The following is a 15,819-nucleotide window of genomic DNA, read 5'->3' on the forward strand; positions in this document are numbered from 1 at the left end:
ATCGCCCCCTCGTTTCAGATCCTATCGAGGCGGCAACTAGTCTGACACAGAGGGGAACCGGCAAGGCTCCGCCTTGTCCAGGATCTCTTTCTGTCCAAACAGGCGGGGCCACCTCTCACCGGCCTCACGATCAAATGACCGCTACATTCTTCCGTCGCCAAACGGCGGGAGAAGACCCGGACCAGCGCCGGAAGGCTCGCGCAAAAGCCGTAACGTCGGCGTAGCCCAGCCTGTTGGCGACGTCTTCCAGCGATACGGCGGAACCCCGAAGGAGCACCCGTGCCGCATCGAAGCGAACCGCATCGAGAAGCTCCCTGAAAGTTGTTCCGTTTTCCTGCAAACGCCGGGCGAAGGTCCGCCGGTTCATGCCGAAGGCCCGCGCAACCTCATCCTGGCTGATGCAATCCGTTGCCAGTAGTGTCCGCATGACCCGTTGAATTCGATCTCTTGCAACTTCCCCTTCCCCAAGTCGCTCCTTCTCCCGAATTTGCGACGCGAGGAAGTCACGGAGAGGGGCGTTCGCGCCGGCAATCGGACGCCCAAGGAATCCGGCGTCGAACACCACGGCATTGCGATCGGCATCGAAGCGAACCGGCGCGGCGAAGTGGGCAGCAAATGCCGATGTGTCCGACGGTGCGCGGTGCGCAAAATTCACTTCGCGCAGTGCGAAGCCAACGCCGCAAATCTCGCGCAAGAGATTGGCGGCAATGGCGAGCGCTCCGAAAACGATCTGCTCGGCTCCTATCAGGTCAGGTTCCAGCACCTCGTAGCCCAGAATGGCGAGTCGGTTCTCGAGTTGGACATAGGGTGCGGCTCCCTCGTCGTGTAGATGCAGATAGGACTGCAGGCTCGCCAATCCCGCCCCTACCGTTTCGGCGTTGGCCACCAGGCAACCGACGGTGCCGAGCGTTACGGGACCTGTCTGCATGCAGATTCGCAAGCCGATGTCCGACAGCCCCGTGCGCTCGGCGGCGAGATGGGCCAGTTCCCCCAGTTTGGCGAACGGGATCACGTTGTCGGCATGGTCGAAGACCGCCACTGGAAGACCGGCCTCGGCGAAAAGCGCGTCAGCGTCGACGCCACGTTCGCGAAGCATGGCGGGCAAGGCGATGGCGCCGCCCACCCGGATGACCCGGGTGCTGATTGGCGGGCGGCCACGGCTGGTTGATATCGAATTTGCCACGGCAGATCCTGGCCGGAATGGGAGAGGAATTTTGGCATGAAATGTCAGGAAACTGAAAGATCTGTCGCGCGCTCGGCGCTGTCGTCTTCTATACTCGACCCGGTGTGAATCGGATCCTCGTGACTTGCCAAACAACGACCCAGGGCCCGGCACCCGAACGCTTTCCGCCCAGGGCTGCGCCCTCCGAAAGCGAATTCCCTCCGCGCCCTGGAAATCGACAGGAGAAACAAATGCAACGAAAGAATCTTTGTTGGGTGACCATGGCGGCGATGTGTGCGCTGACTCTCGGCGCCTGCGGCAAGCAAGCCGAGACGCCGCCTGACCGGGTTGCGATGGAAGCCAAGGCAAAGGCCGAGGCGGAGGCAAAGGCGGTCGACGCTGCGGCGAAGGAAGCCGAGGCACGTGCAATCGCCATCGAGAGCTACGTCTACGCCTACCCGCTGGTCACCATGGAGATGACGCGCCGGGTCATGACCAATGTCGCCGAACCCGAGGCAAACCGCGCGCCGATGGGGCAGTTCATCCGCAAACGCACCTATCCGGATGCCTCGTACCGCGACTTCACCGCACCGAACGCCGACACGCTGTACACGACCACCTGGATCGACGTTTCCAAGGAGCCCTACATCCTCAGCATTCCGGACATGAAGGGCCGTTATGCGCTGTTCCCGATGCTCGATGGCTGGACCAACGTGTTCCAGGTCCCCGGCAAGCGGACCACGGGCACGAAGGCGCAAACCTACGCCATCACCGGCCCGGGCTGGTCCGGCGAGCTGCCGGCCGGCGTGACCGAGTACAAGTCGCCGACCGGCCTGGTCTGGATTCTCGGCCGCATCTACAGCACCGGCACCGCGCAGGACTACAAGGAAGTGCACGCCTTGCAGGACAAGATCTCCGTCGTGCCGCTGTCTGCCTACGGCAAGCCCTACACGCCGCCGGCGGGTACGGTCGACCCAACAATCGACATGAAAACCGCCGTGCGCGATCAGGTCAACGCGCTCGACGCCAATGCCTTCTTCAAGCTTTTCGCCGAATTGCTGAAAACCAACCCGCCGTCCGCCGACGATGCCCCGATGCTGGCCAAGCTGGCCAAGATCGGCGTCGTTCCGGGGCAGGATTTCGATGCAGCCACGCTCGATCCGGCCGTCGCCAAGGGCCTGGCCGGCGCCCCCAAGCCGGCCCAGGACGCGATCATGGACTGGATGAAGGCGGGCATCGTCGCCGGCGACCTCAAGCTCGAGAACGGATGGCTGTTCACGACAAAGACGGGCCTGTACGGAACGAGCTACGTGCAGCGCGCGTTGATCACCGCGATCGGCCTCGGTGCCAACCGGCCCCAGGACGCGGTCTATCCGACCTCGGAGGGGCCGGACGTCGCCGCCAAGTACAGTGGCGAGAAGAAGTACGTCATGCGCTTCGAGAAAGGCCAGCTGCCGCCCGTCAATGGCTTCTGGTCGCTGACGATGTACGACGCGGACTACTTCTTCGTCGATAACCCGCTGAACCGCTATACCCTGAGCCAGCGCAACAAGTTGAAGGTCAACCCGGACGGGTCGGTCGATCTCTACATACAGAACGAATCGCCGGGCAAGGACAAGGAATCCAACTGGCTCCCGGCTCCGAAGGGACCGTTCGTGCTGATGATGCGCTTGTACTGGCCGAAGGAACAGGCGCCGTCGATCCTCGATGGCAGCTGGAAAGTACCGCCCGTCAAGGAAGCCAGCTGAACTCCTGAAGTCATCGACGAGGGCCTGAAACAAGGCCGAATCTCGGGCTTTCGCGGTGTCGACCGCAACATTGCCTGAATCGGCCCCCGACTTTGTAGACACTTGGCGACCACTCTGGCCGCTGCACTTCCGATGGCCATGAGGCCGGTTCCGGAGTGGAGCGGCCTCGCGCCCCGCTGCTCCAGCAGAACGCCGATTTGATCCCCCGCCGGGGGTCCTCTGTGTTCAGACTGGTGGTCGCCTCGAGGCAACGAGTTTCAGTCCCTGCCGCTGCGCATTTTCTGCCGACACCTCAAACAGGTGATCTTTCCGCCACGCTGCCCGGAGCCCGGCTTCCTGAACGAGCCTGAGTGCCGAGCCGAGGCGCGTGCTGCTCCGCATCGCCGACCTGTAGGCCATCGAGGCGACGGTCATCGGAGGACTCCAGTGGTTGAGGGAGTCACATGAACGCGCCTGGGCGCCGGGAAGCCCAGCGAAGCTTCGCTTGGAGAAGGCCGGTTGGCGTGCAGGCGTGCAACGGTGGGCGCGTGCAGGGAGGCGATCTCGGCAACGCGCTCGCCGGGCGACATCGTTTCGGGTAGAGTCAGTTCCTGGGTGATTCCGGTTCGCTGGGTGTCCGGCACCGGCCGGGCGTTGATCGAGAACAGCTTTCAGGGGAGTTGGGTGCTCATGAAGACACGCGCAGCAGTGGCATTCGCGGTGGGCCAGCCGCTGGAGATCGTCGAGGTGGACCTCGAAGGGCCGAAGGCGGGAGAGGTGATGGTCGAGATCAAGGCGACCGGTGTCTGCCATACGGACGCCTTCACGCTGTCGGGAGACGACCCGGAGGGCGTTTTCCCGGCGATCCTTGGCCATGAAGGCGCGGGAATCGTCGTCGAGGTGGGCGCCGGCGTGAAGTCGGTCGCCCCCGGCGATCACGTGATCCCGCTGTACACGCCGGAATGTCGAGAGTGCGAGTTCTGCCTGCATCCGAAAACCAACCTCTGCCAGGCGATCCGCTCGACGCAGGGGCAGGGCGTAATGCCGGACGGCAGCAGCCGCTTTTCCTATCAGGGACGAAAGCTCCTGCACTACATGGGGTGCTCGACGTTTTCCAACTACACCGTGCTGCCCGAGATCGCCGTGGCCAGGATCCGCAAGGACGCGCCGTTCGACAAGGTCTGCTATATCGGCTGCGGGGTGACCACCGGCGTCGGCGCGGTCGCCTTCACGATGAAGGTCGAGCCGGGCTCGACGGTGGCCGTGTTCGGCCTGGGCGGCATCGGCCTCAACGTGATCCAGGGCGCGAAGATGGTCGGCGCGACGCGGATCATCGGCATCGACGTCAATCCGGCCAAGGCTGCTCTCGCCCGGAGCTTCGGCATGACCGATTTCATCGCCCCCCGTGACGTCAAGGACGTGACCCAGGCGGTGATCGACCTGACCAACGGTGGCGTCGATTACAGTTTCGAGTGCATCGGCAACGTGGCGACGATGCGCCAGGCTCTGGAGTGCTGCCACAAGGGCTGGGGTCAGAGTTGCATCATCGGCGTGGCCGGCGCCGGGCAGGAGATTGCCACGCGTCCGTTCCAGCTGGTGACCGGTCGCGTGTGGCGTGGTTCGGCTTTTGGCGGCGCGCGCGGGCGCACCGACGTTCCGAGAATCGTCGACTGGTACATGGACGGGCGGATCCGAATCGACGAGCTGATCACCCACACGATGCCGCTCGAAGACATCAACCGCGCGTTCGACCTGATGCACGCCGGCGAGAGCATCCGGTCGGTCGTTCTCTATTGATCTGCGGTGGTGGAGCAGATCGAGTCGCACCGCTGCTTCGGCGGCCGACAGCTTCGTTTCCGACACCGCTCGGAGGCGCTCGACTGCGATATGGTGTTCGCCCCCTGCCTGCCGCTGCTCCACTGGCTCTCGGGGCTGACCTGCACCGACGAGAACTTGGTCACCAAGGCCGGCCTGCAGCGCTACGCGGCGGAGCACGGCATCGCGATTCTCGTTCCCGACACCAGTCCGCGCACAGAGGGGATGGGGTCAGATCTGGACTTTTGCCAGCGCGCCGCACCACGCGGTTGGCCGAGGCTGAGCCCTTCTTCCTGCCGGACGCTTTCGGTGTGCCGCGCGGCAGCGGTGCGCCTCGCTTCGTGGATCGGGACCAGGGCGGGAAGCACGATCATCCTGCTGCGACCGGGGAAGAAGACAAAGCTCAGCCCCAGTCTGGCAAACGGTACTCTGCTCTGACGATGAGCGCATAGGGCAGTTGTGCCGGTCCGACTGCCTCCTCGATCGCCAGTTCGCGGCCCGGGACCATCCGCTCCCGGATCCGTCCGACATGTCGTGGTCTAAGGTTGCCCTTGGTTACCCTGATGATCTGACGGCGCTGGCGAACAGGAAGACGCAGCATCTGGCCGCCCTGCACACGCTTGCCGCGAAGGAATCGTCGCATATCCGGGCCTACGCGAATCCATTCCTGCTGCCCGCCAACGAACTCGGTTTCGGCTCGTGGACGCTCCGAGGAGACAGCTTCGTTGCGCTCCGAACATTGGCCGACAGACAGGATCGCCTGCGTGGTCACGTTCCGGCCAGGGTCGCCGGCCGGGATCAACGCCAGCACCTGTCCCTGTTCGGCGATGCAGAAATCCGCAGCGTTCCAGGCCGCCGTCGCTCAGAGTCCCCGGGCGCGCCAGGCCTGGTCGTCGGACAGAACTTCGGCCAACGGCTGGTTCGCGCCTCGGGCCTCGTCCAGTGCGGCGATGAACTCGCCACGGAAGACGCGTGACACCGCGCCGGGGGCACGCCAGCAGGACCGAGGTGCGGATCATGGCCTTCGTGGACACCGGCCCCCCGGAGTTGCTGCGGATGTAGGACACGCGCCACCGCCGCTACCGGGCGATGGGGTATCGGATCGCGGCTGAGGGCCTCCCGTATGAAGGCCTCCTTTGAGGGTTCAATCGGGCTTGAATTGGAGCGAGCGGAAAGGTCTGTATCAGCCGAGGCAGCATGGAAATCGGTATTGATGTTGTATATACTTCTCGACTATGTTCTATCCCGGAGCCGGACATGCCCAAAGAAGCCGTGTTCACGATGAAGCTGGAGCCCGAGCTGCGCGACGCCTTTATGGCCGAGGCCGAGGCCAGCCACCGCCCGGCGTCGCAGGTGGTGCGGGAACTGATGCGCGAGTTCATCGAGCGTCAACGGCAGGCACGCGAGTACGACGCGTTCCTGCGTGCCAAGGTCGACACCGCACGGGCGCAGATCGCCTCCGGCCAGGTCGCCAGTGACGCCGACGTCGAGGTACGCTTTACGGCCCGTCGCGCCGCGCTGCGGGCCCAGGCAGGCGGCGCTGATGCATGAGGGTCTTGTGGACCCTAGCCGCCGAGCAGGACCGCGCCGACATTGTCGACTTCATCGCACAGGACAACCCGCTCGCGGCCATCCGTATGGATGAGCTTTTCGGGGCAGCCGTCGGCGGACTGGCCAAGCACCCCCTGATGGGACGGCCCGGACAAATCGCGGGCACTCGCGAGTGGATCCCGCACGAGAGCTACCGGCTGGTCTACGAGGTGCAGGCCGACACGGTGTGGATCTTGGCCCTGGTGCATAGCGCACGCCTGTGGCCGCCCACCCGGTCGTGATCGGAGGTGGCAGTCGAAGGCGTTCTACCCACAAGTCCGCAGGTGCCCCCGCTACTCCTCGGAAGTCCCACGAGCGAGTTTTGTCGCCGTCAACCAACCACCACCAGACAACGAAGCCCCGGCCGTTCTCGGCCGGGTTTTTTTTTCGCCATAAGCGCATGTTTTCGGAGCACTTGTTTCTGGATGCGTTGGCTACCGGCCCCGCCGGAAGCGAATTTTCGCGCCCCGCAGGGCGCAAATTCCTCTCTTTTCTCCGTCTGACCATTGGGCGACCAATGCATCCGGTCGTTGATTGCATTGGGTTTTTTGGGCGGTCAGTGGTGAAATTGTATTGCCACCCAAGCGAAATACGAACTCGATCCGCGGCCTGGAGCGAAATCGGTGCTCGGGAGGACTTCAGCGGGCTCGCGAGGAGGCCAGCGGCTGACGAAGCTGGCCTCTTGGCGGCGAGTGCCGGTGTCGCACACGCCGGGACAGCGTCCGAGCGGGTACTCGAGATCGCCCGTCGCCTTCAGTACCACCAGGTCACGGTGCACCAATGCCAGTCGCTATCCGGCCTGTCTACCATCACACCCCAACAGAAGGAGCTGTTCGAAACCGTCGACCTGCCCGAGCCCTCCGCCAGACGCGTGTAGTGCCAATTCCGCAAGGGTGAATTGTTCATAAACAATCACTTAGACGTATTTTTGTCGAACTCGGGCGTCCAGCGCGGCGATGAGCTGGCCGCGGAAGACGCGTGACAGCGCGTGGACCGGAAAGAGGAAGCCGCGTTGGCGACCGGCATCCGCCTGCGGGCGTCAACGCCCCGCCGGCGATTCATTCAACTCGTAATGGGTGCTGCGCCCGCCCGCGGCGGCCTTGCGCAGCACGCCCTGTGTGACAAGCTCGTGGATGTCGCGCAGCGCCGTGTCCGGCGAGCACCTGGCAATCGCCGCCCACTTGCTGGTGGTGAGTTTGCCTTCGAAACCCTCGAGCATTCGATTGAGCAGCTTCACCTGGCGCTCGTTCAACGGCGTGCCGGCGAAGCGCTGCCAGAAGCGCGCCTTGTCCAGCACCGCGTCGAGGGTGTGCTGCGCCTGATCGACGGCGCGGTGCAGGACGTCGAGGAACCAGGCGAGCCACGCCGTGACGTCGAGCGTGCCTTTCTGGGTGCGCTCCAGGATGTCGTAGTAGGCCTTGCGCTCCTGCTGGATCTGCGCCGAAAGGCTGTAGAAGCGCTGCGGGCTGCCATCGGCCCGGGCCAGCAGGAGGTCGCCAATGGCCCGGGCGATCCGGCCGTTGCCGTCGTCCAGGGGGTGCAGGGTCACGAACCACAGATGGGCGAGGCCGGCCTTGGTGAGCGGCGGCTCGCCCGTTTCACGATTGACCCAGTCGAGAAAGCGCCTCGTCTCGGTCTCCAGGCGATCGGCGGGCGGCGCTTCGAAATGCACCCGCTGGCGCCCGAGAGGACCGGACACCACCTGCATCGGGCCGCCGGCATCGTCGCGCCAGGCGCCGACCTCGATCTTCGAAAGACCGGAGTAACCGGTCGGAAAGAGCGCCGCATGCCAGCCGAACAAGCGCTCCCGCGAGACCGGCGCGTGGCAGTTGCTCGTGGCATCGAGCACCATCTCGACCACGCCCTCCACATGCCGATCCACTGGCGCCAGCGCTCCGATGTCCACCCCCAGACGGCGGGCGATCGACGAGCGCACGGATTCGAGGTTGAGTTGCTCGCCCTCGATCTCGCTGGTCTTGACCACGTCCTCGGCAAGCGCCGACAGGCTGGCCTGGTTGCGCAGGGCCATGCCAACATCCGCGAGGCGCCCCATCAGCAGGCCCTGGGCGCGGCTGACCTCGGCCAACGGGCCGGCAAGGGCTGCCAGGTCGTAGCGCCAGTCCGGCCATTCGTCGGCCTGCCAGATGTAGGTGCTATCTCCGCTATACATGCGGAGATTATGGCACCCATTCGCCGCAGGCACGAGCAATTCTCCGCGTTTCGTGCGGGTATTGGCGAGTACGTGTGCGAGCTGATCCGCAAGGATCAGGATCGGCAGCAACTGCGCGCCCTGCTCCCCGAGGGGGAGGTTCCGCTCCCGGTGCCCCCGCCGGCACCGTCTGCTTCGACGCCTTGCGTGAGCGCGTTCGCCGGCGTGCCGGCGGTTGAAGACCAGGGCGGTCATCCCGCGCGAGGCGGCCGATCGGGACGTGGACGAGGCGGTCGGGTGTTACTTGGCCGAAGGCCCGGAACACGCCGCGCTCGGCTTCATCGATGCCCGGGAGCAGGCCTGTGGCCACATCGGCCGCCATCCGGCGACCGGCCCGCCGCGCTACGCCCACGCACCCGACCTCCCGGGACTTCGCGTCTGGCCGCTGAAGCGCCATCCGCATCTGGTCTTCTGCGTGGAGCGCGAGGATCAGATCGACGTTTGGCGCGTTCTGCATGGCCAGCGAGACATCCCGGCCTGGATGCACGAACCCGTCGAGTCCTGAGGTTCGTCTCCGCAGAGCGATCGAGCGACATTGCCGACGGCCAAGTGCTGACCAAGGCATTGATAGGGAACGCTTCGCTGTCGTGTTCGACCGTGCCCGATGGCGACCGCGGTGTACGGTTCGTGCGGTCGCCTTTTCGCTACCAGACAAGGAAGCCCTGGCCGTCATCGGCCAGGGCCTTTCCTTTCATGATTGGCAACGATCGTCAGACGGGCGCGAAACCGGTGCACGATTCGCCCGCCGGTCTGTTCAGCAAGCAGCGGCGGCTTCCTCGGCCTGCTGCAGCGCCCACATCTGGGCGTAGAGCCCGCCAGCGTCGAGCAACCGCGAATGCGAACCGCGCTCGACGATCCGGCCGCGATCCATGACCAGGATCTCGTCCGCGTTCATGATCGTCGACAGGCGGTGGGCGATGACCAGCGTGGTCCGGCCGCGCGCGGCGTTGTCGAGACTCGCCTGGATCGCCTTCTCGGTCTTCGAGTCGAGCGCCGAGGTTGCTTCGTCGAAGATCAGCACGGGAGGGTTCTTGAGCAGCGCCCGGGCGATCGCCACGCGCTGCTTCTCACCGCCGGAGAGCTTGAGCCCGCGTTCGCCGACTCGCGTCTCGTAGCCGTCGGGTAGCTGCTCGATGAATCCGCCGAGCTGCGCGGCTTCGGCAGCGGCGACGACATCCCCGCGGCTGGCCGTGGTTCGGCCGTACTGGATGTTGTAATGAATGCTGTCGTTGAACAGAACGGTGTCCTGCGGGACGATGCCGATCGCCGCGCGCAGGCTCGACTGGGTCAGTCGCCGGATGTCCTCGCCGTTGACCAGGATGCTTCCGGCGCTGACGTCGTAGAAGCGGTAGAGCAGGCGCGCGAGCGTCGACTTCCCGGATCCGGACTCGCCGACCACGGCGACGGTCGCGCCGGCGGCGATCGTGAAGTCGACGTGGCTGAGAATCTGCCGGTCCGGCTCGTAGGCGAAATCGACCGCCGCGAAGCGGATCGACAGGGGGCCGGGGGGCAGCGCGACGGCGTCGGGCGAGTCGGCGACCTCGCGGTTGACCGCGAGCAGCGCGAATAGCCGCTCGATGTCGGTCAGCGCCTGGCGGATCTCGCGATACACGACGCCGAGGAAGTTGAGCGGCATGTACAGCTGGATCAGGAAAGCGTTGACCAGCACGAGGTCGCCGATGGTCATCGTTCCTTCGACGACGCCGCTCGCCGCCCGCCACATCAGCGCCGTGACGCCGACGGCGATGATCATCTGCTGGCCCAGATTGAGCCACGACAGCGAGACCTGGCTCCGCGTCGCGGCTTCTTCCCAGCTCTGCATCTGCTGATCGTAGCGCCGGGCTTCGTAGTCCTCGTTGTTGAAGTACTTGACCGTCTCGTAGTTCAGCAGACTGTCGATCGCCCGCGTGTTGGCCGCCGAGTCGGCGTCGTTGACCCGCCGCCGGATGGCGATCCGCCAGTCGCTGACCCGGACCGTGAACACGATGTACGCGCCGAGCGAGGTCAGCGTGATGAGCACGAAGGCCGGGTCGTAGCGGACGAGCAGGACGGCCAGGACGAGGCCGATCTCGACGAGCGTCGGCAGGATCGAATACAGCGAGTAGCTGATCAGGCTCGAGATCGCCCGGGTACCGCGTTCGATGTCCCGCGACACGCCGCCGGTCTGTCGCTGCAGGTGAAAGCGCAGGGCCAACTCGTGCAGGTGGCGGAAGACCTCGAGTGCGATCCGCCGGACGGCCCGTTGCGTCACTCGCGCGAAGAGAATCTCGCGCAGTTCGGTGAATAGCGAGGTCGAGAAGCGCAGCGCGCCGTAGAGGACGAGCAGCAGGACCGGGAGGACGAGCAGCGCCTGCGGGCCGCCGAGCCCGTCGATCATCTCCTTGAAGACGAGCGGCACGGCGACGTTGGCCATCTTGGCGCCGATCAGGCACGACAGCGCGAGAACGACCCGCCACCGGTATTGCCAGAGATAGGGGATCAACTTGCCGAGCGTCGGCCAGAGAGCGCTGTCGGTCGCCGGCGGCGAGGTGGGGGAGGAGAGGGAAGAACGGCGCATGCGGGTCGGCGATCGGGGGGGTTGATTGGCCGAGTATGCCCTGACCCGCACCATCGTCTCAAGAAGCAGGGAAAAGATTCGCGGAAGGCTTGCATTTCGCCGCCAATCGCCCTAAGATTAAAACGAACGTTTGAACGAGTCCGAGCGAGTCGCGCGGCGTTCAGCTAGCCAGGGTCACCGATTCCGCATGTCCGAACACAGAGCCAACCACGATACCCGCGAGCGCATCCTCGACGTCGCCGAACGCCTGTTCATGGAGAACGGCTACGAGGCGACTTCGATGCGCTTGATCACCGGCGCTGCCGAAGTCAATCTCGCGGCCGTCAACTACCACTTCGGGTCCAAGGAGGCGCTGCTGCGCGAAGTCTTCAGGCGGCGTCTCGAGTGGCTGAACCGCGAGCGGCTCGCCGCGCTCGATCGCCTCGAGCAGCAGGCCGCAGGCGGGCCGCTCAAGCCGTCGCAGATCCTCGAGGCCTTCTTCGGCACGCTGCTGCGCATGGGCGAGGACGAATCGCTCGGCGGAATGACCTTCCTGCGCCTGCTCGGCCGCACGCTGACCGAGCCGGCGGAGTTCATCCGTACCTTCTTCGCCGGCGAGTACGAGCAGGTCATCGACCGCTACAAGCTCGCGCTGTTTCGCGCGCTGCCCGACGTTCCACGCGCCGAGATCGTCTGGCGCCTGCATTTCATGCTCGGCGCGATGTCGTACGCGATCGCCGGTACCGACGTCCTGCAGGTGGTCACCGGCTGTGGCCTGCGCGATCTGGCCGGCGAGGGCAGCGCGGAAGGCGAGCCGGGCGACAACGTCGTCGCCCGGCGGCTCGCCCGCAGGCTGATGCCTTTCCTGCTTGGTGGCCTGCGCGCGCCGCTGCCTCAGCCGGACGACACCTCGGGCCAGACGCAGCACAGAACTCCGCCAGCGAAGCGCTGAGTCGACGCGCGGCGGCCAGGACCAGACCAACTTCCAGCAACCCCCAGACCTCAACCACATAATCAGAGACAGGAGAAACAGCAATGATTCCGACGATCATCTCGGTCCTCATCGGCGCCAGCCTGGTGAGCCTGGTCGCGGTGTTCGGCATTCGTCCTCTGCGACGGGCGCTGATCAGCCGATCGATCTTCAGGACGTACAAGCGGATACTGCCGCAGATGTCCGACACCGAGCGCGAGGCGCTCGAGGCCGGCACCGTCTGGTGGGACGGCGAACTGTTCCGCGGCGACCCCGACTGGAAAAGGTTGCTCTCGTACCCGGTGCCGAAGCTGACCGCCGAGGAGCAGTCGTTCCTCGACAACGAGACCGAGCAGGCCTGCGCGCTGGTCGACGACTGGCAGGTGACCAGCGAACTCTACGACCTCAGCCCCGAAGCGTGGCAGTTCATCAAGGAGAAGGGCTTCCTCGGCATGATCATCCCGAAGAAGTACGGCGGTCTCGAGTTCTCCGCCTACGCGCACTCGCAGATCGTCACCAAGCTGTCGACGCGCTGCTCGGCGCTGTCGGTTTCGGTGATGGTCCCGAACTCGCTCGGGCCGGCCGAGCTGCTGCTGCATTACGGCACCGAAGCGCAGAAGAACCACTACCTGCCGCGCCTGGCCAAGGGCCTCGAAATCCCGGCCTTCGCGCTGACCAGCCCGTGGGCGGGTTCCGACGCCGCGTCGATTCCCGACATCGGCATCGTCTGCAAGGGAATCTGGCAGGGCAGGGAAGTGATCGGCATGCGCGTCACCTGGGACAAGCGCTACATCACGCTCGGCCCGGTGTGCACGATCCTCGGTCTGGCGTTCCATCTCTACGACCCGGATGGCCTGCTCGGCGGCAAGAAGCACGTCGGGATCACCTGCGCGCTGGTGCCGCGTGACACGCCCGGCGCCGAGATCGGTCGCCGCCATTTCCCGCTCAACGCGATGTTCATGAACGGCCCGACGCGCGGCAAGGACGTCTTCATGCCGCTCGACTACGTGATCGGGGGCCCGGCGATGGTCGGCCAGGGCTGGCGGATGCTCATGGAGTGCCTCGCCGCCGGCCGCTCGATCTCGCTGCCGTCGTCGAACACCGGCATGGCGCAGCTGACCGCGCGTACCGTCGGCGCCTACGCGCGAGTGCGCAGCCAGTTCAAGACGGCGATCGGCCGCTTCGAGGGAGTCGAGGAGCCGCTGACCCGGATCGGTGCCTACACCTACATGATGGACGCCGTGCGCAAGATGACCGCCGGGGCGATCGACCTCGGCGAGAAGCCTTCGGTCGTCTCGGCGATCGCCAAGTATCACGTCACCGAGCGCGCCCGCCAGGTGGTCAACGACGGAATGGACATCGTCGGCGGCAAGGGGATCTGCCTCGGTCCGTCGAACTTCCTCGGCCGCGCGTATCAGCAGATTCCGATCGGGATCACCGTCGAGGGGGCGAACATCCTGACGCGAAGCATGATCCTTTTCGGTCAGGGGGCGATCCGCTGCCATCCGTACGTGCTCCGCGAGATGAAGTCGGCGTTCAACCCCGACGCCGCGCAGGGGCTGCGCGACTTCGACGAGGCGCTGTTCGGACACCTGGTGTTCACCATCCGGCACGGCTTTGGCGCCTTCTGGAAGGGCCTGACCGGTTCGCACTTCGTCGCCGTTCCGACCGACGTCGCTCCGGAGACGCGGCGCTACTACCAGCAGCTGACGCGCTTCTCGGCGGCCTTCGCTTTCCTCTCGGACATCTCGATGCTCGTCCTCGGCGGCGAACTCAAGCGGCGCGAGAAGCTCTCGGCGCGCCTCGGCGACATCCTGTCGATGCTCTACCTGTGCTCGGCGACGCTCAAGCGCTACGAGTCGGAAGGTCGCCAGCAGGCCGATGCCCCGCTGATGCACTGGGCGATCTGGGACGCGATGTACAAGGCGCAAATGGCCTTCGACGGAGCGATCGCCAACTTCCCGATTCGCTGGATCGGCCGCACGCTCTACCGGATCGTCTTCCCGCTCGGCCATCCCTACGACGTTCCGTCGGACCGGATCGGCCATCGCGTCGCCAAGCTGCTGATCGAGCCCTCGGCTTCGCGTGACCGGCTGACTGCCGAAGCCTACGTGCCGAAGACCGAGGCCGAAATCGTTGGTGCGCTCGAACTGGCGCTCGCCGCGACGATCGAAGCCGAGCCGATCGAGGCGAAGATCCGCGCTGCCGAGAAGAGCGGCGCGCTGGCCAACAATCCGGAGGCCAACGTGCGCGACCTGGCTCACGCCGCCTTCACCGCGGGCATCGTCACCGCCGCCGAATACGGAGTGCTCAAGCGGCGCAACGAACTGCGCGACATCGTCATCCGCGTCGACGACTTTCCGCACGACCTCGGCCGCGGCCGCCAGCAGCAGCCAGTGCTGCACAAGGCCGCCGCCTAGACTTCCAGCCGACCCGATCGCGGAGGCGCAGGCCGATCCCCTGCGTCTCCGTCTTCGTTGCGGAACCGCCCCGATCAAGGAGAAGAAGTGGGATTCGAGCCCGTTTATGTCGTCGATGGCGCACGCACGCCATTCCTCAAGGGACGCAACGCCCCCGGTCCGTTCGCCGCCAGCGATCTGGCCGTGCACGCCGGGCGTGCGCTGCTGATTCGCCAGCCGTTCGCGCCGACCGACCTCGACGAGGTCATCCTCGGCTGCGCGAGCCCTTCGCCCGACGAGGTCAACATCGGACGAGTCGTCGCGCTGCGCCTCGGCTGTGGTCACAAGGTGCCGGGCTGGACGGTGATGCGCAACTGCGCGAGCGGCATGCAGGCGCTCGATTCGGCGATCGTCAATATCCGCAGCGGCCGCTCGCAGCTCGTCCTCGCCGGTGGCGTCGACGCGCTCTCGCATGCGCCGCTGCTCTATTCGCCGGCGATGGTTCGCTGGTTCGCGCAGATGATGCAGGCGAAGACGATCGGCCAGAAGGCCGGCGTTTTTGCGAAGCTGCGGCCGGCGGCGCTGTTCTCGCCGGTGATCGGGCTGCTCAAGGGACTGACCGACCCGGTCGTCGGGCTGCTGATGGGACAGACCGCCGAGAACCTCGCCTGGCGCTTCGGCATCTCGCGCGAGGCGATGGACGCGTTCAGCGTGCGCAGCCATCAGCGTGCGCTCGCCGGCCGCGCCGCCGGTCATTATGCGGAGATCGTCCCGCTGGTCGATACGCAGGGCCGCGTCTACCCGGAAGACGACGGCGTGCGCGCCGATTCGAGCCTCGCAGGCCTGGCGAAGCTCAAGCCGTTCTTCGACCGGCGCTACGGGAAGATCACGCCGGGCAACAGTTCGCAGATCACCGACGGCGCTGCCTGGCTGATCCTCGCTTCGCAGGCCGCCGTAGACCGCTGGCGGCTCGAGCCGCTCGGGCGAATCAGCGACAGCGAGTGGGCCGGCCTCGACCCGGCACAGATGGGACTCGGCCCGGTGCATGCGGCGACGCCGATCCTCGGGCGCCATGGCCTCGGACTCGCCGACGTCGACCTCTGGGAGATCAACGAAGCCTTCGCGGCGCAGGTGCTCGGCTGCCTGGCCGCCTGGGAGTCGGACGAATACTGCCGCGAGAACCTCGGCTTGCCGGCTGCGCTCGGTTCGCTGCCGCAGGATCGACTGAACGTCGACGGCGGGGCGATCGCCGTCGGTCACCCGGTCGGCGCTTCGGGCGCACGGATCGTCCTGCATCTGCTGCACGCGCTGCGCCGCGCCAAAGCCCGGCGAGGGATCGCGGCGATCTGCATCGGCGGCGGGCAGGGCGGAGCGATGCTGATCGAAACGGTCTGAGACAAGGCAAGAGAGA

Annotated in this window: 12 protein-coding genes and 1 pseudogene; 10 read left to right on the plus strand and 3 right to left on the minus strand. The window is 65.8% G+C overall.

Annotated elements, in window-relative coordinates; all coding sequences use genetic code 11:
- Window positions 1-130: 130 nt before the first annotated feature.
- Window positions 131-1,183 (minus strand): AraC family transcriptional regulator, encoded by a 1,053-nt coding sequence (locus tag NFW05_RS10295; protein ID WP_295306009.1) that lies wholly within the window; start codon window positions 1,181-1,183, stop codon window positions 131-133.
- Window positions 1,184-1,443: 260 nt separating this feature from the next.
- On the opposite strand from NFW05_RS10295, the gene NFW05_RS10300 reads away from it, so the two are divergent.
- From NFW05_RS10300 to NFW05_RS10325, 6 genes and pseudogenes are all read left to right on the plus strand, one after another.
- Window positions 1,444-2,910, plus strand: a complete 1,467-nt coding sequence (locus NFW05_RS10300) for a DUF1254 domain-containing protein (protein WP_295306268.1) — start codon at window positions 1,444-1,446, stop codon at window positions 2,908-2,910.
- 669 nt (window positions 2,911-3,579) lie between these two features.
- Window positions 3,580-4,686: an S-(hydroxymethyl)glutathione dehydrogenase/class III alcohol dehydrogenase gene (locus tag NFW05_RS10305; protein ID WP_295306271.1), complete on the plus strand. Its 1,107-nt coding sequence runs from the start codon at window positions 3,580-3,582 to the stop codon at window positions 4,684-4,686.
- 9 nt (window positions 4,687-4,695) lie between these two features.
- A pseudogene (locus NFW05_RS10310) lies at window positions 4,696-4,932 on the plus strand (alpha/beta hydrolase-fold protein); the annotation flags it as partial.
- Between the two features lie 301 nt (window positions 4,933-5,233).
- Window positions 5,234-5,680, plus strand: a complete 447-nt coding sequence (locus NFW05_RS10315) for a hypothetical protein (RefSeq protein WP_295306012.1) — start codon at window positions 5,234-5,236, stop codon at window positions 5,678-5,680.
- A gap of 281 nt (window positions 5,681-5,961) precedes the next feature.
- On the plus strand, window positions 5,962-6,255 hold the full coding sequence (locus NFW05_RS10320; RefSeq protein WP_295306015.1) for an antitoxin of toxin-antitoxin stability system: 294 nt from the start codon (window positions 5,962-5,964) through the stop codon (window positions 6,253-6,255).
- Entirely contained in the window at window positions 6,252-6,536 is a 285-nt protein-coding gene (locus NFW05_RS10325) for a type II toxin-antitoxin system RelE/ParE family toxin (RefSeq protein ID WP_295306018.1), read from the plus strand. The genes NFW05_RS10320 and NFW05_RS10325 overlap by 4 nt, the downstream gene beginning before the upstream one ends.
- A gap of 797 nt (window positions 6,537-7,333) precedes the next feature.
- On the opposite strand, the gene NFW05_RS10330 is transcribed toward NFW05_RS10325, so the two are convergent.
- Window positions 7,334-8,464, minus strand: coding sequence for a Fic family protein (locus NFW05_RS10330; protein WP_295306274.1), 1,131 nt, complete (start codon window positions 8,462-8,464; stop codon window positions 7,334-7,336).
- Between the two features lie 214 nt (window positions 8,465-8,678).
- On the opposite strand from NFW05_RS10330, the gene NFW05_RS10335 reads away from it, so the two are divergent.
- Window positions 8,679-9,008 carry a type II toxin-antitoxin system RelE/ParE family toxin gene (locus NFW05_RS10335; protein WP_295306021.1) on the plus strand — a complete coding sequence of 110 codons (330 nt, stop codon included), beginning with the start codon at window positions 8,679-8,681 and terminating at the stop codon, window positions 9,006-9,008.
- Window positions 9,009-9,257: 249 nt separating this feature from the next.
- Here NFW05_RS10335 and NFW05_RS10340 read toward each other — a convergent pair whose 3' ends face one another.
- Entirely contained in the window at window positions 9,258-11,060 is a 1,803-nt protein-coding gene (locus NFW05_RS10340; RefSeq protein WP_295306024.1) for an ABC transporter ATP-binding protein/permease, read from the minus strand.
- Window positions 11,061-11,247: 187 nt separating this feature from the next.
- On the opposite strand from NFW05_RS10340, the gene NFW05_RS10345 reads away from it, so the two are divergent.
- The 3 genes from NFW05_RS10345 to NFW05_RS10355 all read left to right on the plus strand — a co-directional run bounded on the left by NFW05_RS10345 (window position 11,248) and on the right by NFW05_RS10355 (window position 15,803).
- Window positions 11,248-11,991, plus strand: a complete 744-nt coding sequence (locus tag NFW05_RS10345) for a TetR/AcrR family transcriptional regulator (protein WP_295306027.1) — start codon at window positions 11,248-11,250, stop codon at window positions 11,989-11,991.
- Window positions 11,992-12,074: 83 nt separating this feature from the next.
- Window positions 12,075-14,429, plus strand: a complete 2,355-nt coding sequence (locus NFW05_RS10350; protein ID WP_295306030.1) for an acyl-CoA dehydrogenase — start codon at window positions 12,075-12,077, stop codon at window positions 14,427-14,429.
- 87 nt (window positions 14,430-14,516) lie between these two features.
- The gene (locus NFW05_RS10355) at window positions 14,517-15,803 is read left to right on the plus strand and encodes an acetyl-CoA C-acetyltransferase (protein ID WP_295306033.1); all 1,287 of its coding nucleotides are present in this window, start codon (window positions 14,517-14,519) and stop codon (window positions 15,801-15,803) included.
- Window positions 15,804-15,819: the final 16 nt, after the last annotated feature.

Source organism: Accumulibacter sp. (assembly GCF_023806625.1).
GTDB lineage: Bacteria > Pseudomonadota > Gammaproteobacteria > Burkholderiales > Rhodocyclaceae > Accumulibacter.

Bases quoted from the DNA above. Each gene is read 5' to 3' on its own strand.
- NFW05_RS10300 (WP_295306268.1), top strand. From the start codon at position 1,444: ATGGCGGCGATGTGTGCGCTGACTCTCGGCGCCTGCGGCAAGCAAGCC.
- NFW05_RS10305 (WP_295306271.1), top strand. From the start codon at position 3,580: ATGAAGACACGCGCAGCAGTGGCATTCGCGGTGGGCCAGCCGCTGGAG.
- NFW05_RS10315 (WP_295306012.1), top strand. From the start codon at position 5,234: ATGTCGTGGTCTAAGGTTGCCCTTGGTTACCCTGATGATCTGACGGCG.
- NFW05_RS10320 (WP_295306015.1), top strand. From the start codon at position 5,962: ATGCCCAAAGAAGCCGTGTTCACGATGAAGCTGGAGCCCGAGCTGCGC.
- NFW05_RS10325 (WP_295306018.1), top strand. From the start codon at position 6,252: ATGAGGGTCTTGTGGACCCTAGCCGCCGAGCAGGACCGCGCCGACATT.
- NFW05_RS10330 (WP_295306274.1), bottom strand. From the start codon at position 8,464: ATGTATAGCGGAGATAGCACCTACATCTGGCAGGCCGACGAATGGCCG.
- NFW05_RS10340 (WP_295306024.1), bottom strand. From the start codon at position 11,060: ATGCGCCGTTCTTCCCTCTCCTCCCCCACCTCGCCGCCGGCGACCGAC.
- NFW05_RS10345 (WP_295306027.1), top strand. From the start codon at position 11,248: ATGTCCGAACACAGAGCCAACCACGATACCCGCGAGCGCATCCTCGAC.
- NFW05_RS10350 (WP_295306030.1), top strand. From the start codon at position 12,075: ATGATTCCGACGATCATCTCGGTCCTCATCGGCGCCAGCCTGGTGAGC.